At 71.2% G+C, this 19622-nt stretch carries 19 protein-coding genes and 1 tRNA gene; 6 read left to right on the forward strand and 14 right to left on the reverse strand.

The features are described 5' to 3' along the window. Positions 1-92: 92 nt before the first annotated feature. Positions 93-1286 (forward strand): GAF domain-containing sensor histidine kinase, encoded by a 1194-nt coding sequence (locus tag M8542_RS16715; protein ID WP_257921090.1) that lies wholly within the window; start codon positions 93-95, stop codon positions 1284-1286. Positions 1287-1508: 222 nt separating this feature from the next. Here M8542_RS16715 and M8542_RS16720 read toward each other — a convergent pair whose 3' ends face one another. Genes M8542_RS16720 through M8542_RS16740 form a run of 5 tightly spaced genes read right to left on the reverse strand, consistent with a single transcriptional unit; the run spans position 1509 to position 4266 of the window. Continuing rightward, a complete protein-coding gene (locus M8542_RS16720; RefSeq protein WP_257921091.1) occupies positions 1509-1871 on the reverse strand; it encodes a response regulator in 363 nt (120 codons plus the stop codon). Then, positions 1868-2551, reverse strand: coding sequence for a response regulator transcription factor (locus M8542_RS16725; protein WP_257921092.1), 684 nt, complete (start codon positions 2549-2551; stop codon positions 1868-1870). Before M8542_RS16725 ends, M8542_RS16720 begins: the two co-directional genes overlap by 4 nt. Before the next feature lie 38 nt (positions 2552-2589). Further along, complete coding sequence (locus tag M8542_RS16730; RefSeq protein ID WP_257921093.1) at positions 2590-3090, reverse strand: signal peptidase I; 501 nt, start codon at positions 3088-3090, stop codon at positions 2590-2592. Positions 3091-3098: 8 nt separating this feature from the next. Next, positions 3099-3620, reverse strand: coding sequence for a hypothetical protein (locus M8542_RS16735; RefSeq protein ID WP_257921094.1), 522 nt, complete (start codon positions 3618-3620; stop codon positions 3099-3101). Position 3621: 1 nt separating this feature from the next. Next, positions 3622-4266, reverse strand: coding sequence for a TasA family protein (locus M8542_RS16740; protein ID WP_257921095.1), 645 nt, complete (start codon positions 4264-4266; stop codon positions 3622-3624). A gap of 180 nt (positions 4267-4446) precedes the next feature. Between M8542_RS16740 and M8542_RS16745 the strand changes: the two genes are divergently transcribed. After that, positions 4447-5880, forward strand: a complete 1434-nt coding sequence (locus tag M8542_RS16745) for an MFS transporter (protein WP_257921096.1) — start codon at positions 4447-4449, stop codon at positions 5878-5880. Positions 5881-5883: 3 nt separating this feature from the next. Here M8542_RS16745 and M8542_RS16750 read toward each other — a convergent pair whose 3' ends face one another. From M8542_RS16750 to M8542_RS16765, 4 genes are all read right to left on the reverse strand, one after another. Then, entirely contained in the window at positions 5884-6420 is a 537-nt protein-coding gene (locus M8542_RS16750; RefSeq protein WP_257921097.1) for an SMI1/KNR4 family protein, read from the reverse strand. A 31-nt stretch (positions 6421-6451) separates the two neighbouring features. Next, a tRNA-Val gene (locus M8542_RS16755) sits at positions 6452-6523 on the reverse strand. Positions 6524-6562: 39 nt separating this feature from the next. Further along, positions 6563-7024, reverse strand: a complete 462-nt coding sequence (locus M8542_RS16760) for a peroxiredoxin (protein ID WP_257921098.1) — start codon at positions 7022-7024, stop codon at positions 6563-6565. Positions 7025-7096: 72 nt separating this feature from the next. Continuing rightward, positions 7097-7528 carry a DUF3052 domain-containing protein gene (locus M8542_RS16765; protein ID WP_257921099.1) on the reverse strand — a complete coding sequence of 144 codons (432 nt, stop codon included), beginning with the start codon at positions 7526-7528 and terminating at the stop codon, positions 7097-7099. Positions 7529-7945: 417 nt separating this feature from the next. Here M8542_RS16765 and aceE point away from each other — a divergent pair, with 417 nt between their 5' ends. Next, positions 7946-10741, forward strand: coding sequence for a pyruvate dehydrogenase (acetyl-transferring), homodimeric type (aceE, locus tag M8542_RS16770; protein ID WP_257921100.1), 2796 nt, complete (start codon positions 7946-7948; stop codon positions 10739-10741). 82 nt (positions 10742-10823) lie between these two features. Next, the gene (locus tag M8542_RS16775) at positions 10824-12035 is read left to right on the forward strand and encodes an alpha-hydroxy acid oxidase (protein ID WP_308210264.1); all 1212 of its coding nucleotides are present in this window, start codon (positions 10824-10826) and stop codon (positions 12033-12035) included. Here the strand turns inward: M8542_RS16775 and M8542_RS16780 are convergent. Continuing rightward, entirely contained in the window at positions 12032-12775 is a 744-nt protein-coding gene (locus M8542_RS16780; RefSeq protein WP_257921102.1) for an SDR family oxidoreductase, read from the reverse strand. The genes M8542_RS16775 and M8542_RS16780 overlap by 4 nt on opposite strands. Positions 12776-12857: 82 nt before the next feature. Here M8542_RS16780 and M8542_RS16785 point away from each other — a divergent pair, with 82 nt between their 5' ends. Then, positions 12858-13451, forward strand: coding sequence for a TetR/AcrR family transcriptional regulator (locus M8542_RS16785; RefSeq protein ID WP_257921103.1), 594 nt, complete (start codon positions 12858-12860; stop codon positions 13449-13451). Positions 13452-13567: 116 nt separating this feature from the next. Further along, positions 13568-15178: an L-lactate permease gene (locus M8542_RS16790; protein WP_257921104.1), complete on the forward strand. Its 1611-nt coding sequence runs from the start codon at positions 13568-13570 to the stop codon at positions 15176-15178. Here the strand turns inward: M8542_RS16790 and M8542_RS16795 are convergent. The 4 genes from M8542_RS16795 to M8542_RS16810 all read right to left on the reverse strand — a co-directional run bounded on the left by M8542_RS16795 (position 15159) and on the right by M8542_RS16810 (position 19510). Then, positions 15159-15791, reverse strand: coding sequence for a nicotinamide mononucleotide transporter family protein (locus M8542_RS16795; RefSeq protein WP_257921105.1), 633 nt, complete (start codon positions 15789-15791; stop codon positions 15159-15161). The two genes, M8542_RS16790 and M8542_RS16795, sit on opposite strands and share 20 nt — an antisense overlap. A 486-nt stretch (positions 15792-16277) precedes the next feature. Beyond that, positions 16278-17069: a mechanosensitive ion channel family protein gene (locus M8542_RS16800; protein ID WP_257921106.1), complete on the reverse strand. Its 792-nt coding sequence runs from the start codon at positions 17067-17069 to the stop codon at positions 16278-16280. 312 nt (positions 17070-17381) lie between these two features. Next, a complete protein-coding gene (locus M8542_RS16805) occupies positions 17382-18605 on the reverse strand; it encodes an ABC transporter permease (protein ID WP_257921107.1) in 1224 nt (407 codons plus the stop codon). Further along, positions 18602-19510 (reverse strand): ABC transporter ATP-binding protein, encoded by a 909-nt coding sequence (locus tag M8542_RS16810; protein ID WP_257921108.1) that lies wholly within the window; start codon positions 19508-19510, stop codon positions 18602-18604. The genes M8542_RS16805 and M8542_RS16810 overlap by 4 nt, the downstream gene beginning before the upstream one ends. Between the last annotated feature and the right edge of the window lie 112 nt (positions 19511-19622).

A 19622-nucleotide genomic window follows, 5' to 3' on the forward strand; every position in this document is an offset into this window, starting at 1 on the left:
ACGGCGCGCCCGCTGTTCCCGCGGCGGGCGCGCCGTCACCTGATCGAGTCACGCGCCCAGCAGCCGCCCGGCCCCGCTCCGATACTGGGGTCGTGGACGGGGACGCGGAGCTGGCGCGGGTCGCCGCCCTGCGCGCGCTCGACCTGCTCGACACCCCCAGCGAGGAGCGGTTCGACCGGATCACCCGGCTCGCGCAGCACACCTTCGGCGTGCCGATCGCACTCGTCTCGCTCGTGGAGCTCGACCGGCAGTGGTTCAAGTCGTGCGTCGGGCTGGACGAGCGGGAAAGCCCGCGCAGCGCGTCGTTCTGCGCCCGCGCCATCGAACGCGACGACCTGATGGAGATCCCGGACGCCCGGCTGGATCCGCGGTTCTCGGACAACCCGATGGTGACCGGGCCGCCGCACATCCGGTTCTACGCCGGGCAGCCGATCAGCGCGCCGTCCGGGCACAGCCTCGGGACGCTGTGCGTGATCGGCCGCGAGCCGCGGCACCTCACCGCGGCCGAGCGCGACCGGCTACGGGACCTCGCGCACTGGGTGGAGCTGGAGGTCGCGGTCGTCCAGGCGCGGCAGGAGGCGAACCGCGCCCGCGAAGTGCGCGAGGAGCTCGTTTCTTTGGTCAGCCACGAGCTGCGGACGCCACTGACGTCGATCCACGGTTCGCTGGAGCTGGTGGGCTCGGGCCGGTTCGGCGAGCTCGGCGAGCGCGCCGGGCGGCTGGTGGCGATCGCGGCGAAGAACACCGACCGGCTGATCCGGCTGTCCAACGACGTCCTCGACCTGACCCGCCTCCAGGGTGGTGGGCTGCGCCTCAAAGTGTCCGATGTGGACATGGCCGAGGTGCTGGAGAGCGCGGTGGACAGCGTCGAGGGCGCGGCGGAGCGGATGGGCGTGGCCATCTCGCGAACGGGCGCGGCGAGCCCGGTCCGCGGCGACGCCGACCGGCTGGTCCAGGTGTTCACGAACCTGCTCGCCAACGCGGCAGCGGTGGCCCCGGAGGGCACGGCGATCACGATCGCCGCCCGCGACGACCACGCGTGGGCCGAGGTGTCGGTCCTCGACCGGGGCCCAGGCGTGCCGGCGGCGGACCTGGAGCGGATCTTCGAGCCGTTCGCCCAGACGGGCGTGCCGACGGGCGGCGCCGGCCTCGGCTTGGCGATCACCCGCGGAATCGTGCAGGCACACGGCGGAACGGTCCGGGCGGCCGCCGCGAAGGGCGGCGGGAGCGCGTTCACGGTCCGGCTGCCGACGGCGGGCCCGGACACCGAACGCGCCTGGTGGTAGCCGGCCTGGGGACAACTCAGCCGTTTGTGGCGGGCCTGGGGACAACTCGGGCTCGCCCCGCCGAAACTGTCGGTGGCCGTGGGTAGCGTTGAAACCGGGGGCCCCCGGGCGGCCTGGGGACAACTCGGCCGGGCGCGGCGGGCCTGGGGACAACTCAAGCTCGCGCCGCCGGAACTGTCGGTGCCCACCGGTAACGTTGAAACCGGGGGTCCCCCACCAGGCTCAGCCGTCCCAGCGCAGCAATCCGGCCAGCCGCGCCCCGATCCCCAGCGGGTCGAACGGCTTGGCCAGCACCCCCAACGCCCCCAGCTCCGCCAACCCGGACGTGTCCACCGCCGCGGTCAAGAACACCACCGGCAACCCCGCGTGCGCCGCCCGCAGCTCTCGTAACGTCCGGCGCCCGTCGAACCCCGGCATCTCCAAGTCCAGCACCACCGCGTCCACTCCCCCGGCGTCGCAGCGGCGCACCGCCGCCGCCCCGCCGGCCACCGTCTCCACCAGCCAGCCCGGGCAGGCCGAAAGCGCCAGGCTCAGGATCTCCCGCACGTCCGGGTCGTCGTCGACCACCAGGACCGTGCGCGTCACCGGACGCCTCGATCCACCCGGTACCCGACCCCGCGCACCGTCGCGATGAAGCCCGGCGCGCCCGCCGCCGCCAGCTTGCGGCGCAGGTTGGACACGTGCACGTCCACCGCGTGGTCGTCGGCCAGCCAGCTCTCGCCCCACGCCCGGCGGCGCAGCGCGTCGCGGCCGCTGACCGCGCGGACGTTCTCCGTCAGCGCGGACAGCAGCTCGAACTCGATCCGGGTCAGCTCGACGTGCTCCCCCGAAACCGTGACGTCCCGGGCCTCGACGTCGACGCGGACCGGCCCGATCACCCGTCCGGAATCCGGAACACCGAGCGCGCGCGGCCGCCGCAGCATCGCCTGGATCCGCGCCACCAGCTCGCGCGGCGAGAACGGCTTCGTCAGGTAGTCGTCGGCGCCGCTGGCCAGCCCGACCAGCTTGTCGACCTCGTCGGACTTCGCGGTCAGCATGACGACGTACGCCTGGGAAAACCCGCGCAGCCGGCGGCACACCTCGAGGCCGTCCGGGCCGGGGATGTTCAGGTCGAGCACGACCACGTCCGGGTCCCACGCCCGCAGCTCGGCCAGCGCGCCGTCGCCGTCGGCCGCGGTGCGCACGTCGAAGCAGGCGTCGTCCAGCGCGAGCTCGACGACCTCCCGGATGCTGTCGGTGTCCTCCACCACCAGAACCTTCGCCATGATCGCGATTGTGACGGCCCGGCGGCGGGACAGCAGCTTCACCACAGCGCCCGCTTCGCCGCGACGAGCAGGCACACCCCGGCGAACACGATCACCGCGACGCGCACCCCGCCGTACTGGCCGAGCAGCGCCACTCGCCCGATCCACGGCACGTGCCCGACGACCACGGGCACCGCGGCCGACGTGATCCGCAGGCGCTGCGGGTCGGCGGCCGCGTTGTTGTCGCCCTTCGTCCGCACCAGCGGCTCCGCCGCCGACCGATCGATTTCGACGACGCGGTGGGCGTACCGCTCCCCCGGCGCGTCCGGCCGGGGCAGCACGACGACGTCGCCGACGTCCACCGATCGGGTGTCCACCTGACGGGTGATGAGCAGGTCGCCGGGCGCGAAGCCCGGTTCCATGCTCGGCGACAGCACCGGCGCGAAGCCGATCCGGAGCACGAACACGGCGACCGCGCCCGCGACGGCGAGCACCGCGACCGCGCCGAGCAACACTCCCGGAAGACGGCGCGGCGCCCGGGTGGCGGCGGTGGTGGTCACGGTGGCTCCTAAGCGTTCGAGGTGGTGGCGGCGCGGATCTGCGCGCGGGAAACGGAGACGGAGACGGACGCGGTGGCCAGGCCGAGCAGGCCGTTCGGGGTGAGCCGCAGGCTCAGCTGCTCACCGACCGCGAGCGCGCGGGTGACGGCGGCCGAGCCGGCCGTCGAGTCGGTGAGCGTGACGACGCTGCCCGGGCAGGTGCCACCGGACCAGGCGCCGCCGACGCAGGCGTCCAGCCGGACCGTCGCCAGGGTGGCGCTCACCTGGTAGGTCTCGCCCGTCAGCGCGACGGTGCCGTTGTTGCGCACCGACGCGTAGCGCGGCGCGGTGTCGAGCAGCCCCCACGAGACCGTGAGCGCCTTGCCGGTCTGGACCGCGCCCGTGCTGTCGGCCAGCACGGCCGACCACGTCACGGTGGTCGCGCGAGCCGCCGCCGAAGCGGTGGCGAGGCCGGCCGCGTCCGCCGTGGCGGGGACGGCGGCCAGTGCGGCGGCCGCCGTCAGCCCGGCGGCCCAGGACCGGCGCCCCACCTCAGGAGCCGGTGGTCGTGGCCGAGCGCTGCGTCTCGGCGAAGGTGTAGGTCAGGTTCGCGGTCAGGCCCTGGATCGTCGCGGTGGGCAGGGTGCCGTTGACCGTGGTCTCGGTCTGGTCCGGCAGCTGCACCGAGACCTGCAGGTGCGCGACGGACCCCGCGGTGACCGCGCCGGCGATCAGCGACTGCGCGCTGCCCAGGCCGCTCAGCGCGGTCGCCGGGAGCAGCGTCGACGCCGTGCCGCCGCACGCGCCGGTCGCGGTGTTCCAGGTGCCCGGGCACTGCTTGACAGTGACCCGCAGGGCCTTGGTCGAAGCGCCGTCGGTGACGAGCGCGCTCGAGCCGGTGGCGGCGACCTGCATGGTCAGCGCCTGGGCGTCGAGGCTGCCACCGCTGGTCAGGTCGACGTAGCGGTTGACGGTGTCACCGGGGGCGAGGTTGGCGATCGACTGGTCGAACCCGGCGCCGTTGGCGGCCAGGGTGAGCTTGAGGGTGCCGCTGCTGATCGTCTCGGGCGTCACGTTCGCGGCGGTCGCCGAGAGCGTCGCCCAGACGCCGGCGCCCATCGCGACGAGCACGGACCCGCCGATGACGGCGAGGGCGACGGGACGGCGGGCGGAGCGGCGGCGGGCGTGGTCGGCCATGGGGGTCCTTGTCCTGGGAGGCACCACCCGGTGTGGCGCGCTGGAACCAGGTTGCGGCCCGGACCTCCGGCGTCCCTCCGCCGTTCCTCAAGATCGCCTCAAGAAACTTTCCCGGCCCGTGTCCGGTCCGCCCCCGCCGCTCCGACCCCTCGGTGTACGCACCACCGAGAAGGAGTCGAAATGGACAAGCCGGCCGGACGGCGGGAGTGGCTGGGGCTGATCGTGCTCGTGCTGCCCACCCTGCTCGTCGCGATGGACATGACCTCGCTGTTCCTCGCGTTGCCGCAGCTCAGCGCCGATCTCGGGGCCACCGCCACCGAGCAGCTGTGGATCACCGACAGCTACGGCTTCGTCGTCGCCGGGTTCGTGATCACCATGGGCACCCTCGGCGACCGGATCGGCCGGCGCCGGCTGCTGCTCGCCGGTGGCGGCGCCTTCGCGGTCCTGTCCGTCTTCGCCGCCTTCGCCACCAGCCCGGTGATGCTCATCGTCGTCCGCGGGGCGCTCGGGGTCGCCGGGGCGACGCTGATGCCGTCGACGCTCGCCCTGATCACGAACGTGTTCCGCGACGAGAAGCAGCGCGGGAAGGCGATCTCGATCTGGGCGACGTGCCAGTTCGCGGGCGGCTCGGCCGGTCCGGTGCTCGCCGGGTTCCTGCTGCAACACTTCGCGTGGGGCTCGGTGTTCCTGGTCGCCGTGCCGGCGATGGGCGTGCTGCTGGTCGCCGGCCCGTTCCTGCTGCCGGAGTTCCGCGCGCCCGCGTCCGGCCGGCTCGACTTCGCCGGCGTCGGCCTCTCGCTGGCGGCCGTGCTGCTGATCGTGTTCGGCCTGAAGCAGCTGGCGGCCGGCGAGCTCGCGGTGCCGCTCGCGGCGCTGGTCGCGGGGACGGCGCTGGGCGTCGTGTTCGCACGGCGGCAGCTGCGGACGTCGTCGCTGCTGGATCTGCGGCTGTTCCGGAACCGGCCGTTCACGGCGGTGCTGGTCGCGCTGGTGTTCGCCGGGGTCGCGATGGCGGGCGTCGGGCTGCTGGTGACGCAGTACCTGCAGAGCGTCCTGGGCTACTCGCCGCTGGTGTCGGCGCTGCTGTTCGCGCCGATGGGCCTGGGTGTCGCGGCGGGCACGATGACGGCGCCTTCGCTGACCCGCTGGATGCCCCCGGCAACGGCCATCGCGGGCGGCCTGGTGGTCTCGTCTCTGGGTGGGGTCCTGCTGGCCGTCACCGACGGTCTGCCGCTGGTGATGTCGGGGATCACGGTGCTGACGCTGGGCACGGGCCCGCTGTTCGCGCTGGGCATCGGCCTGGTGGTGGGCGCGGTCCCGCCGGAGCGCGCGGGCTCGGCGGCCTCGATGGCGGACACGGGCAACTACCTGGGCGGCTCACTGGGCCTGGCCCTGATCGGCCTGACGGCGACGGCGGTCTACCACGCGGTGTTCCCGGCCGGCACGACGCTGGCGGTGGACGTGACGCGCCCGGAGCTGGCTTCGCAGGCCCGGGAAGCGTTCACGAGCGCGTTGAACGTGACGGGGGTCATTGCGGCGGTGCTGTTCGCGGGCCTGGCCCTGCTGGTCCGCTCGATGCGCCCGGCGCCGGTCCGCGAGCCGGTCGGGGTGTGACGGTCAGCAGCGGTAGAGCCGGTCGTGCAGCGCGCGGTCGTCGCCCCGGTACCACTCGGCGAACGTCATGGCCCGGCCGTCCGCCGAGGTGATCGGGACGATCCGGTCCGCGGTGGCCCGCATGTCGAACCACAGGGTTCCGGCGTACGGGCCGCTGACGGCCAGCCACGTCCGGCTGATGCCGTCCGTGGCCAGGAACAGGGCGCCGACGGTTTCCAGGGCGTGCACGGCTTCGCACTCGCCATCCCAGGCCTGCCACGCCGTAGGCGCCTCGTCCCGGGACGGCTCTCGCGCGTCCAGGTCCGCCCACGCGAGGCGGATCGCGTCGCGGTCGCGGAACGGCTCGGCCAGCCGCGCGAGGTCGGTCCGGTCGTCGCCGGCCCAGCTCCAGCCATCCGGGCCGCGGACCAGCCGGGGCGTCTTGACATCGCCACCGGCACTGACGGTGCGCAGGAAGTCCCGGTAGTCACCGGGGAACACGACACCGAACTGCCGCTCGGCGGCTTCGATCTCGGCCGCCGTGAGCGGGGGTGCCTCCACGAGCCGCCTCCGGTGCCGCGTCTTCGATCGGTGGGCGCAGCAGGGTTCGAACCTGCGACCGCTCGGGTGTAAGCCGAGTGCTCTTCCGCTGAGCTATGCGCCCGACGGCGGCGGCCCCGCGAGGGGCCGCCGCCGGGGAAACTCAGGCCAGTTCGGCCACGGCCTTCTTCCAGGCCTGCTGGTCGCGGGCCTCGCCCGGGGCGTTGACCTCGGCGAACCGGACCACGCCGGCGGTGTCGATCAGGAAGGTGCCGCGCACGGCCAGGCCCGCCTGCTCGTTGAACACGCCGTACGCGCGAGCCACCTCGCCGTGCGGCCAGAAGTCCGACAGCAGCGGGAACTGGTAGCCCTCCTTCTCGGCCCACGCCTTGAGCGAGAACGGCGTGTCGACCGAGACGCCCAGGACCTGGACGCCCTTGTTGTCGTAGTCGGCGAACTCGTCGCGGAGCTGGCAGAGCTCGCCGGTGCAGATGCCGCTGAACGCGAACGGGTAGAAGACCACCAGCACCGGCTTGTCACCCCGGAAGGAGGACAGCTGCACCGGCTGCTTGTTGTAGTCGTTGAGCGTGAAGTCAGGGGCCTCAGAACCGACCTCGACGGTCATACCGCGTTTCCTCTCCCGTACGGACACGTGCCTGCGACGACAACCCTATCGTGTCTGCCGGGCGGGGCCGGTTCAGCGCTGCTTGGACTTCGACTTGGGGGACACCAGCCGGGTGCCGATCCAGTTCGGGCCGACGCTCATGTTGGCGGTCTGGGCCAGCCCGACGACTGGCACGGCTTCGGCGATCTCGCTCGGCTCGACGTGCCCGGGCTGTCCCGTCTTCGGGGTGAGCACCCAGATCACGCCGGTCTCTTCCAGGGGGCCCCTGGCGTCGATGAGCGCGTCGCCCAGGTCGCCGTCGTCCTGGCGCCACCACAGCAGCACCACGTCGATGACCTCGTCGGCGTCCTCGTCGAGGATTTCCCCGCCGATCTGCTCCTCGATCGCCGCGCGGACGTCGTCGTCGACGTCCTCGTCCCAGCCGATCTCCTGGACCACCATCTCGGGCTTGATGCCGAGCCTCTCGGCGACGCTGCTCTGATCAGCGTCTCCCGCGGCGACCACTGCTTTCACTCCTCCAACTACGACGGAGCGTGGCGTCCGACCCCCTTGGCGAGGGTACGGCTGCGCCACACTCGGCGACCCGGTTGCCGATAGCGAACACTGGTAGGGCTCCGCGCGCAACCGTCCACACCGGATCTTTGACAACTCGTGTCGCAGGATACGGCCCGCGACACCCCCGCCGCGACGGCGTTTCGGGTGCCTCGGGCGACCGGTCTGCCACCCCATCGGGGGGCGTCCCCTAGGGTGGGGGAGAAGAAAACGCGCGCGCGATACACCGCGCGCCGGGAGTGGCTCGACCGGGTCGGCCGATGTTACCGCCAAGTAGCGGTGCGGAAGCCGGGACGGAAGACGACGATGGAGAGTCGTACACCCCCAGGTACGAGCACCACCGGCTACAACTTTTCGCAAGGAGACCCCTTGGCCCCGCAGAACGACGGCGCCTCCGGCAAGGAGACCCCGGCACGCGTACGCGTCATCCGTGACGGATTGGCGGCGCACCTGCCCGACATCGACCCGGAGGAGACCGCCGAGTGGCTGGACTCCTTCGACGAGGCGCTGGCCAGGGGAGGTCAGCAGCGGGCGCGCTACCTGATGCTGCGCATCCTGGAGCGCGCCCGTGAACGCAACGTCGGCGTGCCCGCCCTGACCTCGACGGACTACGTCAACACGATCCCCACCGAGAACGAACCGTGGTTCCCCGGCGACGAGGAGATCGAGCGTCGCTACCGCGCCTACATCCGGTGGAACGCGGCGATCATGGTGCACCGGGCACAGCGCCCGGGTGTCGGCGTCGGCGGTCACATCTCGACCTACGCGTCCTCGGCCGCGCTCTACGAAGTGGGCTTCAACCACTTCTTCCGCGGCAAGGACCACTCCGGCGGCGGCGACCAGATCTACATCCAGGGCCACGCCTCCCCCGGCGTCTACGCCCGCGCGTTCCTCGAGGGCCGGCTGAGCGAGTCGCAGCTCGACGGCTTCCGCCAGGAGTACAGCCACGCCGGCGAGGGCGGCGGCCTGCCGTCGTACCCGCACCCGCGGCTGATGCCGGAGTTCTGGGAGAACCCGACGGTGTCGATGGGCCTCGGCCCGATGAACGCCATCTACCAGGCGCGGTTCAACCGCTACCTGCGCGACCGCGGCATCAAGGACACCGACGACCAGCACGTCTGGGCGTTCCTCGGCGACGGCGAGATGGACGAGGCCGAGTCCCGCGGCCTGGTGCACGTCGCGGCCGGTGAGGGCCTCGACAACCTGACCTTCGTGATCAACTGCAACCTGCAGCGGCTCGACGGCCCGGTGCGCGGCAACGGCAAGATCATCCAGGAGCTGGAGTCGTACTTCCGCGGCGCCGGCTGGAACGTCATCAAGGTCATCTGGGGCCGCGAGTGGGACTCGCTGCTGCACGCCGACCGCGACGGCGCCCTGGTCAACCTGATGAACGTGACGCCGGACGGCGACTACCAGACGTACAAGGCCAACGACGGCGCCTTCGTCCGCGAGCACTTCTTCGGCCGCGACCCGCGGACGAAGGACCTGGTCAAGGACCTCTCCGACGCCGACATCTGGAACCTCAAGCGCGGCGGCCACGACTACCGCAAGGTGTACGCGGCGTACAAGTCGGCGCTGGAGCACCACGGCCAGCCGACGGTGATCCTGGCCCACACGATCAAGGGCTACGGCCTGGGCCCGGCGTTCGAGGGCCGCAACGCCACGCACCAGATGAAGAAGCTCACCCTCGACGACCTCAAGCTGTTCCGCGACTCGCAGCGGATCCCGATCAGCGACGAGGAGCTCGAGCGCGACCCGAAGCTGCCGCCGTACTACCACCCGGGCGCGAACTCCCCCGAGATCGAGTACATGGTCGGCCGCCGCAAGGCGCTGGGCGGCTTCCTGCCGGAGCGGCGCCCGAAGGCGTCCAAGGCCCTGGTGCTGCCCGGCGACAAGGTCTACGAGGGCATCCGGAAGGGCTCGGGCAAGCAGGAGGTCGCCACGACGATGGCGTTCGTCCGGCTGGTCCGGGAGCTCGCGAAGGACTCCGAGATCGGCAAGCGCGTCGTCCCGATCATCCCGGACGAGGCCCGCACCTTCGGCCTCGACTCGATGTTCCCGACGGCCAAGATCTACAACCCGCACGGCCAGACGTACACGTCGGTCGACGCGAGCCTGATGCTGGCCTACAAGGAGTCCGAGAAGGGCCAGCTGCTGCACGAGGGCATCAACGAGGCGGGCTCGACCGCGTCGTTCACGGCCGTCGGCACGTCGTACGCGACGCACGGCGAGCCGATGATCCCGATCTACATCTTCTACTCGATGTTCGGGTTCCAGCGCACCGGCGACGGCCTGTACGCGGCCGCCGACCAGATGGCCCGCGGGTTCGTCCTCGGCGCCACCGCCGGGCGCACCACGCTGACCGGTGAGGGCCTGCAGCACGCCGACGGGCATTCGCTGCTGCTGGCGGCGACCAACCCGGCCGCGGTGGCCTATGACCCGGCGTGGTCGTTCGAGATCGCGCACATCGTCAAGGACGGCCTGCGCCGGATGTACGGCGACACGGGCCCGGACGGCAACGGCGAGAACGTCTTCTACTACATGACGATCTACAACGAGCCGTACCAGCAGCCCGCCGAGCCGGAGAACCTCGACGTCGACGGCCTGCTGAAGGGTCTGTACAAGTACGCGGACGCGCCCTCGGGCGACGGTCCGGAGGTGCAGATCCTGGTCTCGGGCGTCACGATGCCGGACGCGCTCAAGGCGCAGAAGCTGCTGGCCGAGGAGTGGGGCGTGCGGGCCGCGGTGTGGTCGGCGACGTCGTGGACCGAGCTGCGGCGCGAGGCCGTCGAGATCGACCACGACAACCTGCTCTACCCGGGCAGCGAGCCGCGGGTGCCGTTCGTGACCGAGAAGCTGCAGGGCGCGAACGGGCCGGTCGTGGCGGTGTCGGACTGGATGCGCGCGGTGCCGGACCTGATCCGCCCGTACGTCCCGACCGACATGCTGACGCTGGGCACCGACGGGTTCGGCTTCTCCGACACCCGGCCGGCGGCGCGGCGGAAGTTCCTGGTCGACGCCGAGTCGATCACCGTCGGGGCGCTGTCGATCCTCGCCAAGCGCGGCGAGGTCGAGCAGGCGAAGGTGCTCGAGGCGGCCACGAAGTACCGGCTCGACGACATCGCGGCCGCCGGGCCGCAGACGTCGGATTCCGGTAGCGCGTGATCTGATGCTACAAAGGGACCCGGCAGACATCCGATGTCTGCCGGGTCCCGCTCACCGTGTTGGTCTCTGGGAGTTGATGAAGGTGACGAAGCGCCGACTGCCCAAGCCGGACGAGCTGAAGCAGATCCTGCGGCCGAAGCCGATCGTGCTGAACCCGACCGACCGGCGGCTGGCGAACGCGCACACCATCGCCGACCTGCGGACGATCGCCCGCAAGCGGACTCCCCGGGCCGCGTTCGACTACACCGACGGCGCCGCCGAGCTCGAAGACAGCCTGCGCCGCGCCCGGCAGGCCTACCGGCGGATCGAGTTCCACCCGAACGTCCTGCGCGGGGTGTCCGATGTGGACACCACCCGCGAGATCCTCGGCAAGACCTCGGCGCTGCCGTTCGCCTTCGCCCCCACCGGGTTCACGCGGATGATGCAGCACGAGGGCGAGAGCGCCGTCGCGCGCGTCGCCGAGCGCAACGGCATCCCGGTGGGCCTCTCGACGATGGCGACGACGTCGATCGAGGACCTGGCGGCGGCCGCGCCCGGCGCCCGCAAGTGGTTCCAGCTCTACGTCTGGCGCGACCACGGCGCGGGTGAAGATCTGATGAATCGGGCGTGGGAGCACGGCTACGACACGCTCATGCTGACCGTGGACACCCCGGTCGGCGGCGCCCGCCTGCGGGACGTCCGCAACGGCCTGACCATCCCGCCGGCGCTGACGCTCAAGACGTTCCTCGACGGCGCGACGCACCCGGCGTGGTGGTTCAACCTGCTCACCACCGAGCCGCTGAACTTCGCCTCGCTCAACCACTTCGGCGGCACGGTCGCCGAGCTGCTCAACAAGCTCTTCGACCCGACGCTCAACTTCGACGACCTCGACTGGGTGCGCCGCACCTGGCCCGGGAAGCTCGTGGTGAAGGGCGTCCAGAACGTCGACGACGCCCGTGACGTCGTCAAGCACGGCGCCGACGCGGTGCTGATCTCGAACCACGGCGGACGCCAGCTCGACCGTGCCCCGACGCCGCTGGAGCTGCTCCCGGCGGTGCTGGACGAGCTCCAGGGCGGCGCCGAGGTCTGGATCGACACGGGCATCCTCTCGGGCGGCGACATCGTGGCGGCCATCGCCCGCGGCGCCGACGCCGTGCTGGTCGGCCGCGCGTTCCTCTACGGCCTGATGGCCGGCGGCGAACGCGGCGTGCAGCGCTGCGTCGACATCCTGCGCACCGAGCTGGTCCGGACGATGCAGCTGCTCGGCGTCCGGACCCTCAAGGACCTCACGCCCTCACACACGACTCTGCGTTAGACCTGCGCCTGGCCGCCGTCGACGAAGAACTCGACGCCGTTGACGAAGCTCGCCTCGTCGGTGGCCAGGAACAGCGCGGCGGCGGCGATCTCCGACGGGTCGCCGAGGCGGCCCAGCGGGACCTGGGCCGCCATCCCGTCCACGAGCTGCTGCTGCGCGTCCGGCTCGGCCAGGCCGAGCAGGCCCGGCGTGAGCGTCGGGCCCGGGCTCAGCACGTTCACGCGGATGCCCTTGCCCTGCAGGTCCAGTGACCACGTGCGGGCGAAGTTGCGCACCGCGGCCTTCGTCGCCGCGTAGACGCTCATGCCCGGCGCCACCCGCGTCGACGTCGTCGAGCCGGTGAGGATGATCGACGCCTTCTCGTTCAGCAGCGGCAACGCCTTCTGCACGGTGAACAGCACGCCCTTGACGTTCGTGCCGAAGGTCGTGTCGAACTGCTCCTCGGTGATCTCGCCGAGCGGCGCCGAAACGCCGCCGCCGGAGTTGGCCACCACGACGTCCAGGCCGCGGCCGCGCTCGGCGATCACACGGTAGACCTCGTCGAGGTCGGCCGGGTTCGCCGAATCGGCGCGGATCGCCTGCACGCTCCCGCCGATCTCGGCGACGGCGTCGTCGAGGACCTCCTTGCGCCGTCCGGTGATCACGACGTGCGCGCCTTCCGCGGCGAACCGCTTCGCGATCCCCAGCCCGATGCCGGTTCCGCCGCCGGTCACCAAGGCCGTCTTGTGCTCCAGGTTCATCTCGCCCTCCGAGTTCTTGACTATCTCGTCCAGAACGTACGCAGTTATGGACGAGATAGTCAAGAACGGATAGCCTGGTCCCATGGCGAGACCCCGGAGCTTCGACGAGCGTGCGGTGCTGCGCACGGCCCGGGACCAGTTCTGGTCGACCGGCTACGCGGGCACGAAGATCGACGACATCGCGGCGGCCACCGGCCTGGGCAAGGGCAGCCTGTACGGCGCCTTCGGCGACAAGCACGCGCTGTACGTGCGCGTCTTCGACGACTACTGCACCGAAGCCACCGAGGCAACGCGTCGCGCGTTGGAAGGCCCCGACGAGAGCGCCTACCAGCGGCTTCGCGACCACGTTATCGCGATCGCCGAGGACACCGCCGCCGACACGGACCGGCGCGGGTGTCTCATCGCGAAGACGACGGCCGAGTGCGCGCAGCACGACGAAGCGATCGCCGCCCGCTCCCAGCGGGCGTTCCGCGACCTGCACGACCAGCTGACCGGCTGCATCGCGGCGGCCCAGCGCGCGGGCGACGTCGCCGGCGGCCACGACCCGGCCGCCCTGGCGAACCTGCTGCTGGCGGTCAACCGCGGCATCGAAGCGCTGGGCAAGGGCGGCTCGAGCCCGGCCGAGCTGCACGCGATCGCCGAAACGGCCCTCGCCGTGCTGCCGGTCAACGCCTGACCCGTTGAGCCAAGTGGTCTCAACTTCTTGACGGACCGACTGGTTTGTGACGAAGATCTCGGGCACTCGCCGAAAGGCCGTTTTCGCATCGTGGAAAACGGAGGTCGCCCGTGCCCATGTTCGTGCAGAATCTGACCCCCCTCGGTTCGCTGAGCCTGTCGGCGCTCGTCGCCGTGCTGCCGCTCGCCACCGTTCTCGTGCTCCTCGGCGCCGTCCGGATGAGGGCGCACCACGCCGCCCTGATCGGGCTGCTCGTCGCGCTGGTCGTCGGCATCGCCGCCTACGGCATGCCGATCGTCCAGGCCGTCTCCGGGGCGCTGCAGGGTGCCGCGTTCGGGCTGTGGCCGATCATGTGGATCGTCGTCAACGCGCTGTGGGTCTACCGGCTCACCGTGCGGACCGGGCACTTCGACGTCCTGCGCCGCTCGTTCGGCCGGATCTCCGACGACCCGCGCATCCAGGCGCTCATCATCGCCTTCTGCTTCGGCGCGCTGATGGAGGCGCTGGCCGGGTTCGGCGCACCGGTCGCGATCAGCGCCGTGATGCTGGTGGCCGTCGGGTTCCACCCGGTGAAGGCCGCGATCGTCGCGCTGGTGGCGAACACCGCGCCGGTCGCCTTCGGCGCGATGGGCACGCCGGTCGTCACCCTCGCCCAGGTCACCGGCCTGCCGCTGCAGGAGGTGTCCTCGATCGTCGGCCGCCAGACGCCGTTGCTCGCGTTGGTGGTGCCGCTGCTGCTGGTGATCATCGTCGACGGCAAGCGCGGCCTGCGCGACACCTGGCTGCCGGCCCTGGTCTGCGGCGTCGCGTTCGGGCTCGTGCAGTTCCTGGCGTCGAACTTCGTCTCGCCGCAGCTGGCCGACATCGGCGCCGCGCTGGCCGGCGCGGCCGCTTTGGTCGCGCTGCCCCAGACCCGCCGCGCGGTGCCGGAATCGGTCCGGATCGGCATGGGCGGGACGGCGACCGAGGAAACCCCGAAGGAGGACTCGCGCAACGACGTCGTGAAGGCCTACCTGCCGTACCTGCTGATCATCGTGATCTTCTCCCTCGCCGTGCTGCCGCCGATCAAGAAGCTGCTGGACAAGGCGACGTGGAAGTTCCACTGGCCGGGCCTGGACGTCGCCGGGCCGAACGGCAAACCGGTGTCCGGCAACACGTTCTCGCTGCCGTTCCTCAACACCGGCGGCACGCTGGTGCTGCTGGCCGGGATCATCACGGCCGCGATCCTGGCGGTGTCGGCGAGCGGCACGGTGCAGGAGTGGCTGGCGACGGTCAAGGAGCTGCGGTTCGCGATCCTGACCGTGACCGGGGTGCTCGCGCTGGCCTACGTGATGAACCTGTCCGGCCAGACGACCACGATCGGCACGTTCATCGCGGCGGCCGGCGCCGGGCTGGCGTTCCTGTCGCCGGTGCTGGGCTGGTTCGGCGTCGCGGTCTCGGGCTCCGACACGTCGGCGAACGCGCTCTTCGGCGCGTTGCAGGTGACGGCGGCGAACAAGACCGGCCTGCCCGCGGACCTGCTGGCCGCCGCGAACAGCTCCGGCGGTGTCCTCGGCAAGATGGTCTCCCCGCAGAACCTGACGATCGCCTGCGTCGCGGCGAACCTGCCCGGGGAAGAGGGCAAGCTGCTGCGGAAGGTGCTGCCGTGGAGCCTGGGGCTGCTGCTGGTGATGTGCCTGATCGTGCTCGGGCAGAGCACGCCGGTGCTCAGCTGGATGCTGCCATGACCCTTTGCCCGACCCGCTTGGCGGAGCGGTTCCAGCTCCACCAGCCGTGCACGACGAGCCCGGCGAAGACGATGTAGATGGCGGCGGAGAAGTACAGCCCGGACGAGATCTGCAGCGGCACGCCGATCGCGTCGACGACCAGCCAGACCAGCCAGAACTCGACGAGCCCGGCCCCTTGCGCCCCGAAGGCGACGAGGGTGCCGACGAAGATGGCGGCGTCCGGCCAGGGCGCCCAGGAGGCGTTCAGCGCGTCGAGGACCAGGGCCATGACGGTGGTGCCGGCGAGGAAGGCGCCGAGCATGGCGAGCCGTTCGACGAGCCGCCCCTGCCGCACGACGACGCCGAAGACGGGATCCTGGCGGCGCGTCCAGGCCCACCAGCCGTAGACGGAGATGGCGAGGATGGCGACCTGCCGGGAGGCGAGCCCACCGAGGTGCGCGGAGGCATAGACCGCGAAGAGGAGCACGGTCGCCCCGACTTGCACGGGCCAGGTCCACAGCGTGCGACGCTGCGCGAGGAAAACGACGGCGAGCGCGAACACCTGCCCGGCGAGCTCCGCGATCGAGATCCACTGACCGAGCACGGTGATCCCGTGGTGCAGCAGGAAATCCACGTGACGCCCCTTTCGTCCTACCGCTCCCAACATGCTCCGCGGAGGGTGAATTCCCTAGGGACTGTGAGCCGCGGAACATCCCGAGGGTTGGGATGGCGGGATGCGCCCCGATGTGGCGTTGGGTGCGCTGGACGCACCCAATGTGGCCTTCGGTGCGCTGGACGCACCCAATGTGGCCTTCGGTGCGCTGGACGCACCGAACGCCACATTGGGGCGCTTGGGGCGAGGCGCGAAGTCGGGCGGGCGCGGCTGGGCCGGGCGCGGAGCCGGGCGGGCGCGCGAAGCTGGGCGGGTGGGGCTGGGCTGACGTGCGGAGCCGAGCAGGCAAGCAGGGCCAGGCGCAAAGCGGAGCAGGCGCGGAGCTGGGCTGGTGTGCGGCGTCAGCCGCCCGAGGCGAGCCGGCGCGAAGCGGGGCGGGTGCGGCAGCTTCCTCGTCTGCCGCGCCCGCCCCGCTCACCCTGTCATCAGCCCACTCGGGCCGCGCCCTCAGCCCTGCGGCCGCGGGGTGCCCGCCGGCGGGGTCGGGGTGTTGTCCGGACCCACCGGACCCGCGGCACCCACCGGCGCCCGTGGCGGGGCGCTCGTGCCCATCTCGCCCGTGCGCTGCTTCGGCGTCTCCATCTGGTGCTCCATGTTCGCGATCCAGCCGCGCCAGCGGTCCTGCGCCGGCTTGATCAGGCCGCCGCCGAAGCCGACGATGATCGTGCCCGCGATCGTCGCCAGCACCGCGATCAGCACCGGGCCCGTGATCGTCGTCGCGATGTTCACCTGGCCGAGCGCCGCGATGATGCCGAACGCCATGATCAGCCAGTAGGCGACCAGCGCCAGCGGACGCGCCGCCGGGCGGCCCGACATCGCCGACGAGACCACGTCACGCACCACCTTCGCGATCGCCGCCGCGACCACCACCAGCACCAGCGCCACCACGATCCGCGGCAGGAACGCGATGATGTCGTTGAGCAGCTGGCTCACCGGGTTCGTCGGCCCGAACACGCCGAACGCGAGCTGCAACGCGATCAGCAGCACGAAGTAGTAGACCAGTTTCACCAGGATCCCGGTCGCGTCGATCTTCTGCTGGCCGACCATTCCGCTCAGGCCGGTCTTCTCGACGACTTTGCCGAACCCGACTTTCCCGAGGACCAGCCCCAGCGCTTTCGAGACGGCCTTCGCGATCAGCCAGCCGATCAGCAGGATGATCAGGAATCCGACGAGTTTCGGAACGAACGTGGCCACCAGGTTCCACGCCTGCCCGAGCCCGTCCTTCAGTTGCTGGCCCATACCGACTCCCTCCAAAGGGTTTTGCGCCCGAATCCCCACCCGCGGATTCGGGGTGGTACCGCTGTGTTGCACCGGATCGTTGATCAGGTACCCAGCGGCGGCAACTCGTGCGCCCCACGATCGAGTGAGACGACTGGCGCGCGAAGATCAGCCGTGGCCATACTGGTTCTACCGGTGGGGACCGGGGAGACGAGGCCGTCCGGCGCAGCGTAAACCGCGAGCGCCGGGCGGCCTCGAGCATTTCGGGCGGACGAACGAAAACCGGCCCCCGGGAGCCGGAGCTCCCGAGGGCCGGTGAACAGCGGAAGAACGTCAGGCGGCGCGCAGGGCGTCGCGCAGTTTCACCTTCGCGCCACTGCGCATCACCGCGTTCCGGTAGATCCGGGCGGCCAGCCAGATCAACCCCGGAATCATCAGCACCACCAGCCCCACCGACAACACGGCTTCCCACACCGGCACCCCGCCCATCGCGAGCCGGATCGGCATCAGCGTCGGCGAGAACACCGGAATCACGGAAAGCACCTCGACGAACGTGCTGCCCGGATTCGACGGCAGCACCGAAATGCCGATCACGTACCCGGCGATCACGAACATCAACGCGGGCATCGTCGCGCCGCCGACGTCTTCCTGGCGCGAAACCAACGCACCCAGCGCGGCGAACACGATCGAGTACATGAAGAACCCGAGCAGGTACCACACGATCAGCCACACGACGGCGCCGATCGCCGAAGACAGCGAAAGATCCGGCAGCGCCCCGGTCGCCGTCACGGCGATCAGGCCGCCGACGCCGATCACGACCATCTGGATCAGCCCCACCACGCCGATGCCGAGCACCTTCCCGGCCATCAGCTGCCACGGCTTGATCGTCGACAGCAGCAGCTCGACCACCCGCGACGTCTTCTCCTCGACGACGCCCTGGGCGACGGTCTGGCCGTTGATCATCAGCGAGAGGTAGATCAGGATGCCCGCCACGATGCCCAGCACCAGCTGCGTGCCGTTGTAGTCGTACGGCTGCTCCAGCGGCGGGTCCTCGACGAACTTCGCCGACGCGACGGCCGCCTGGAACTGCGCCGGGTTGCCGCCCAGGCCGGTGATCTGCTGGTCGATCGCGGCCTGCCGGGCGAGCAGCTGCAGCACGTTCGCGAGCTTGCTGTCGAGGTCCTTCTTCACCTGGACATGCACGCTCTTGCCATCGCCGGTGAGCAGCGCGTCGATCGAGCCGTCCTCGAGCTTCGCGCGCCCGGCCGCCTCGTCGGCGACCTGGGTGACGTCGATCTTCTCGTCGACGGCCTGGCCGCCGGCCTTCAGCGGCGCGGCGAACGGGGCGGTCGCGGAGGTGTAGCCGACCGTCGAGTCGGCGCCGCCGCCACCCGAGATCAGCTTGATCAGCACGATGCCGACCACGATCAGCAGCAGCATGATCGCGGTGGCGACGCGGAAGGCCCGCGACTTCACCCGGGTGCTGATCTCGCGGGAGGCGACCAGCCCCACCGCCGCGGCCGGGCTCATCCGGACGTCCGGGAGCGGAGTACTCATGCCGGGACCTCCTCGGTCGTCACGACGGAACGGAACAGATCGGCCAGCGTCGGCTGCTCACGCGCGAACTCACGCACCCGCCCGGTGGCCAGCGCGGCCTTGAGGACGTCCTGGTCGTCGGCGCCGTCGGTCAGCTCCAGCTCGGTGACCGTGCCCTTGCGGCCGAGCACCCGAACCCCCGGGACGGCGTCGGCCCAGCCGTCGCCGGCGTCGGGGACATCGACGCGCAGCCGCACGGCGCCACCGGCCCGCAGCTCGCCGACCGTGCCGATCTCCACCATCTGTCCACTCCGGACGATCCCGACCCGGTCGCAGAGCCGCTCGACGAGGTCGAGCTGGTGGCTGGAGAACACGACCGGCACGCCCTCGGCGGCCTTTTCCTTGAGCACCGCGCTCATCACGTCGACCGCGACCGGGTCGAGGCCCGAGAACGGCTCGTCGAGCACCAGGATCCGCGGCTCGTGCACCAGCGCCGCGGCCAGCTGGACGCGCTGCTGGTTGCCGAGGCTCAGCTTCTGCACCTCGTCGTCGCGGCGAGCGGCGACGCCGAGACGTTCGGTCCACTTCTCCGCCGAGGAGCGCGCGTCGCCCGCGGACATCCCATGCAGCCGCGCGAGGTAGGTCAGCTGCTCGGCGACCTTCATCTTCGGGTAGAGCCCGCGTTCTTCGGGCATGTACCCGATGTGGCGCCGCGTCTCGTGCGTGACGGGACTGCCGTCGTAGCGCACCTCGCCGGCGTCGGCGGAAAGCACGCCGAGCGCGATCCGCATGGTCGTCGTCTTGCCGGCGCCGTTGCTGCCGACGAAGCCGAACAATTCGCCCGGCCGGACGTCGAACGACATTTCGCGCAAAGCGACCACGTCGCCGTAGCGTTTGGAGATCGCGTCGATCTCTAAACCGGTCATTCCGGTTCCCCCATTCCTGTCTTCCCCGGGTCCTGATCCTAGGCAGTACGTCCACGCGCCGCATACCGTCCGGCGTTGTCTTCGGGGGCTACGAAAGTTGCGGGCCACGTAG

The organism is Amycolatopsis iheyensis (assembly GCF_024703995.1).
Lineage (GTDB): Bacteria > Actinomycetota > Actinomycetes > Mycobacteriales > Pseudonocardiaceae > Amycolatopsis > Amycolatopsis iheyensis.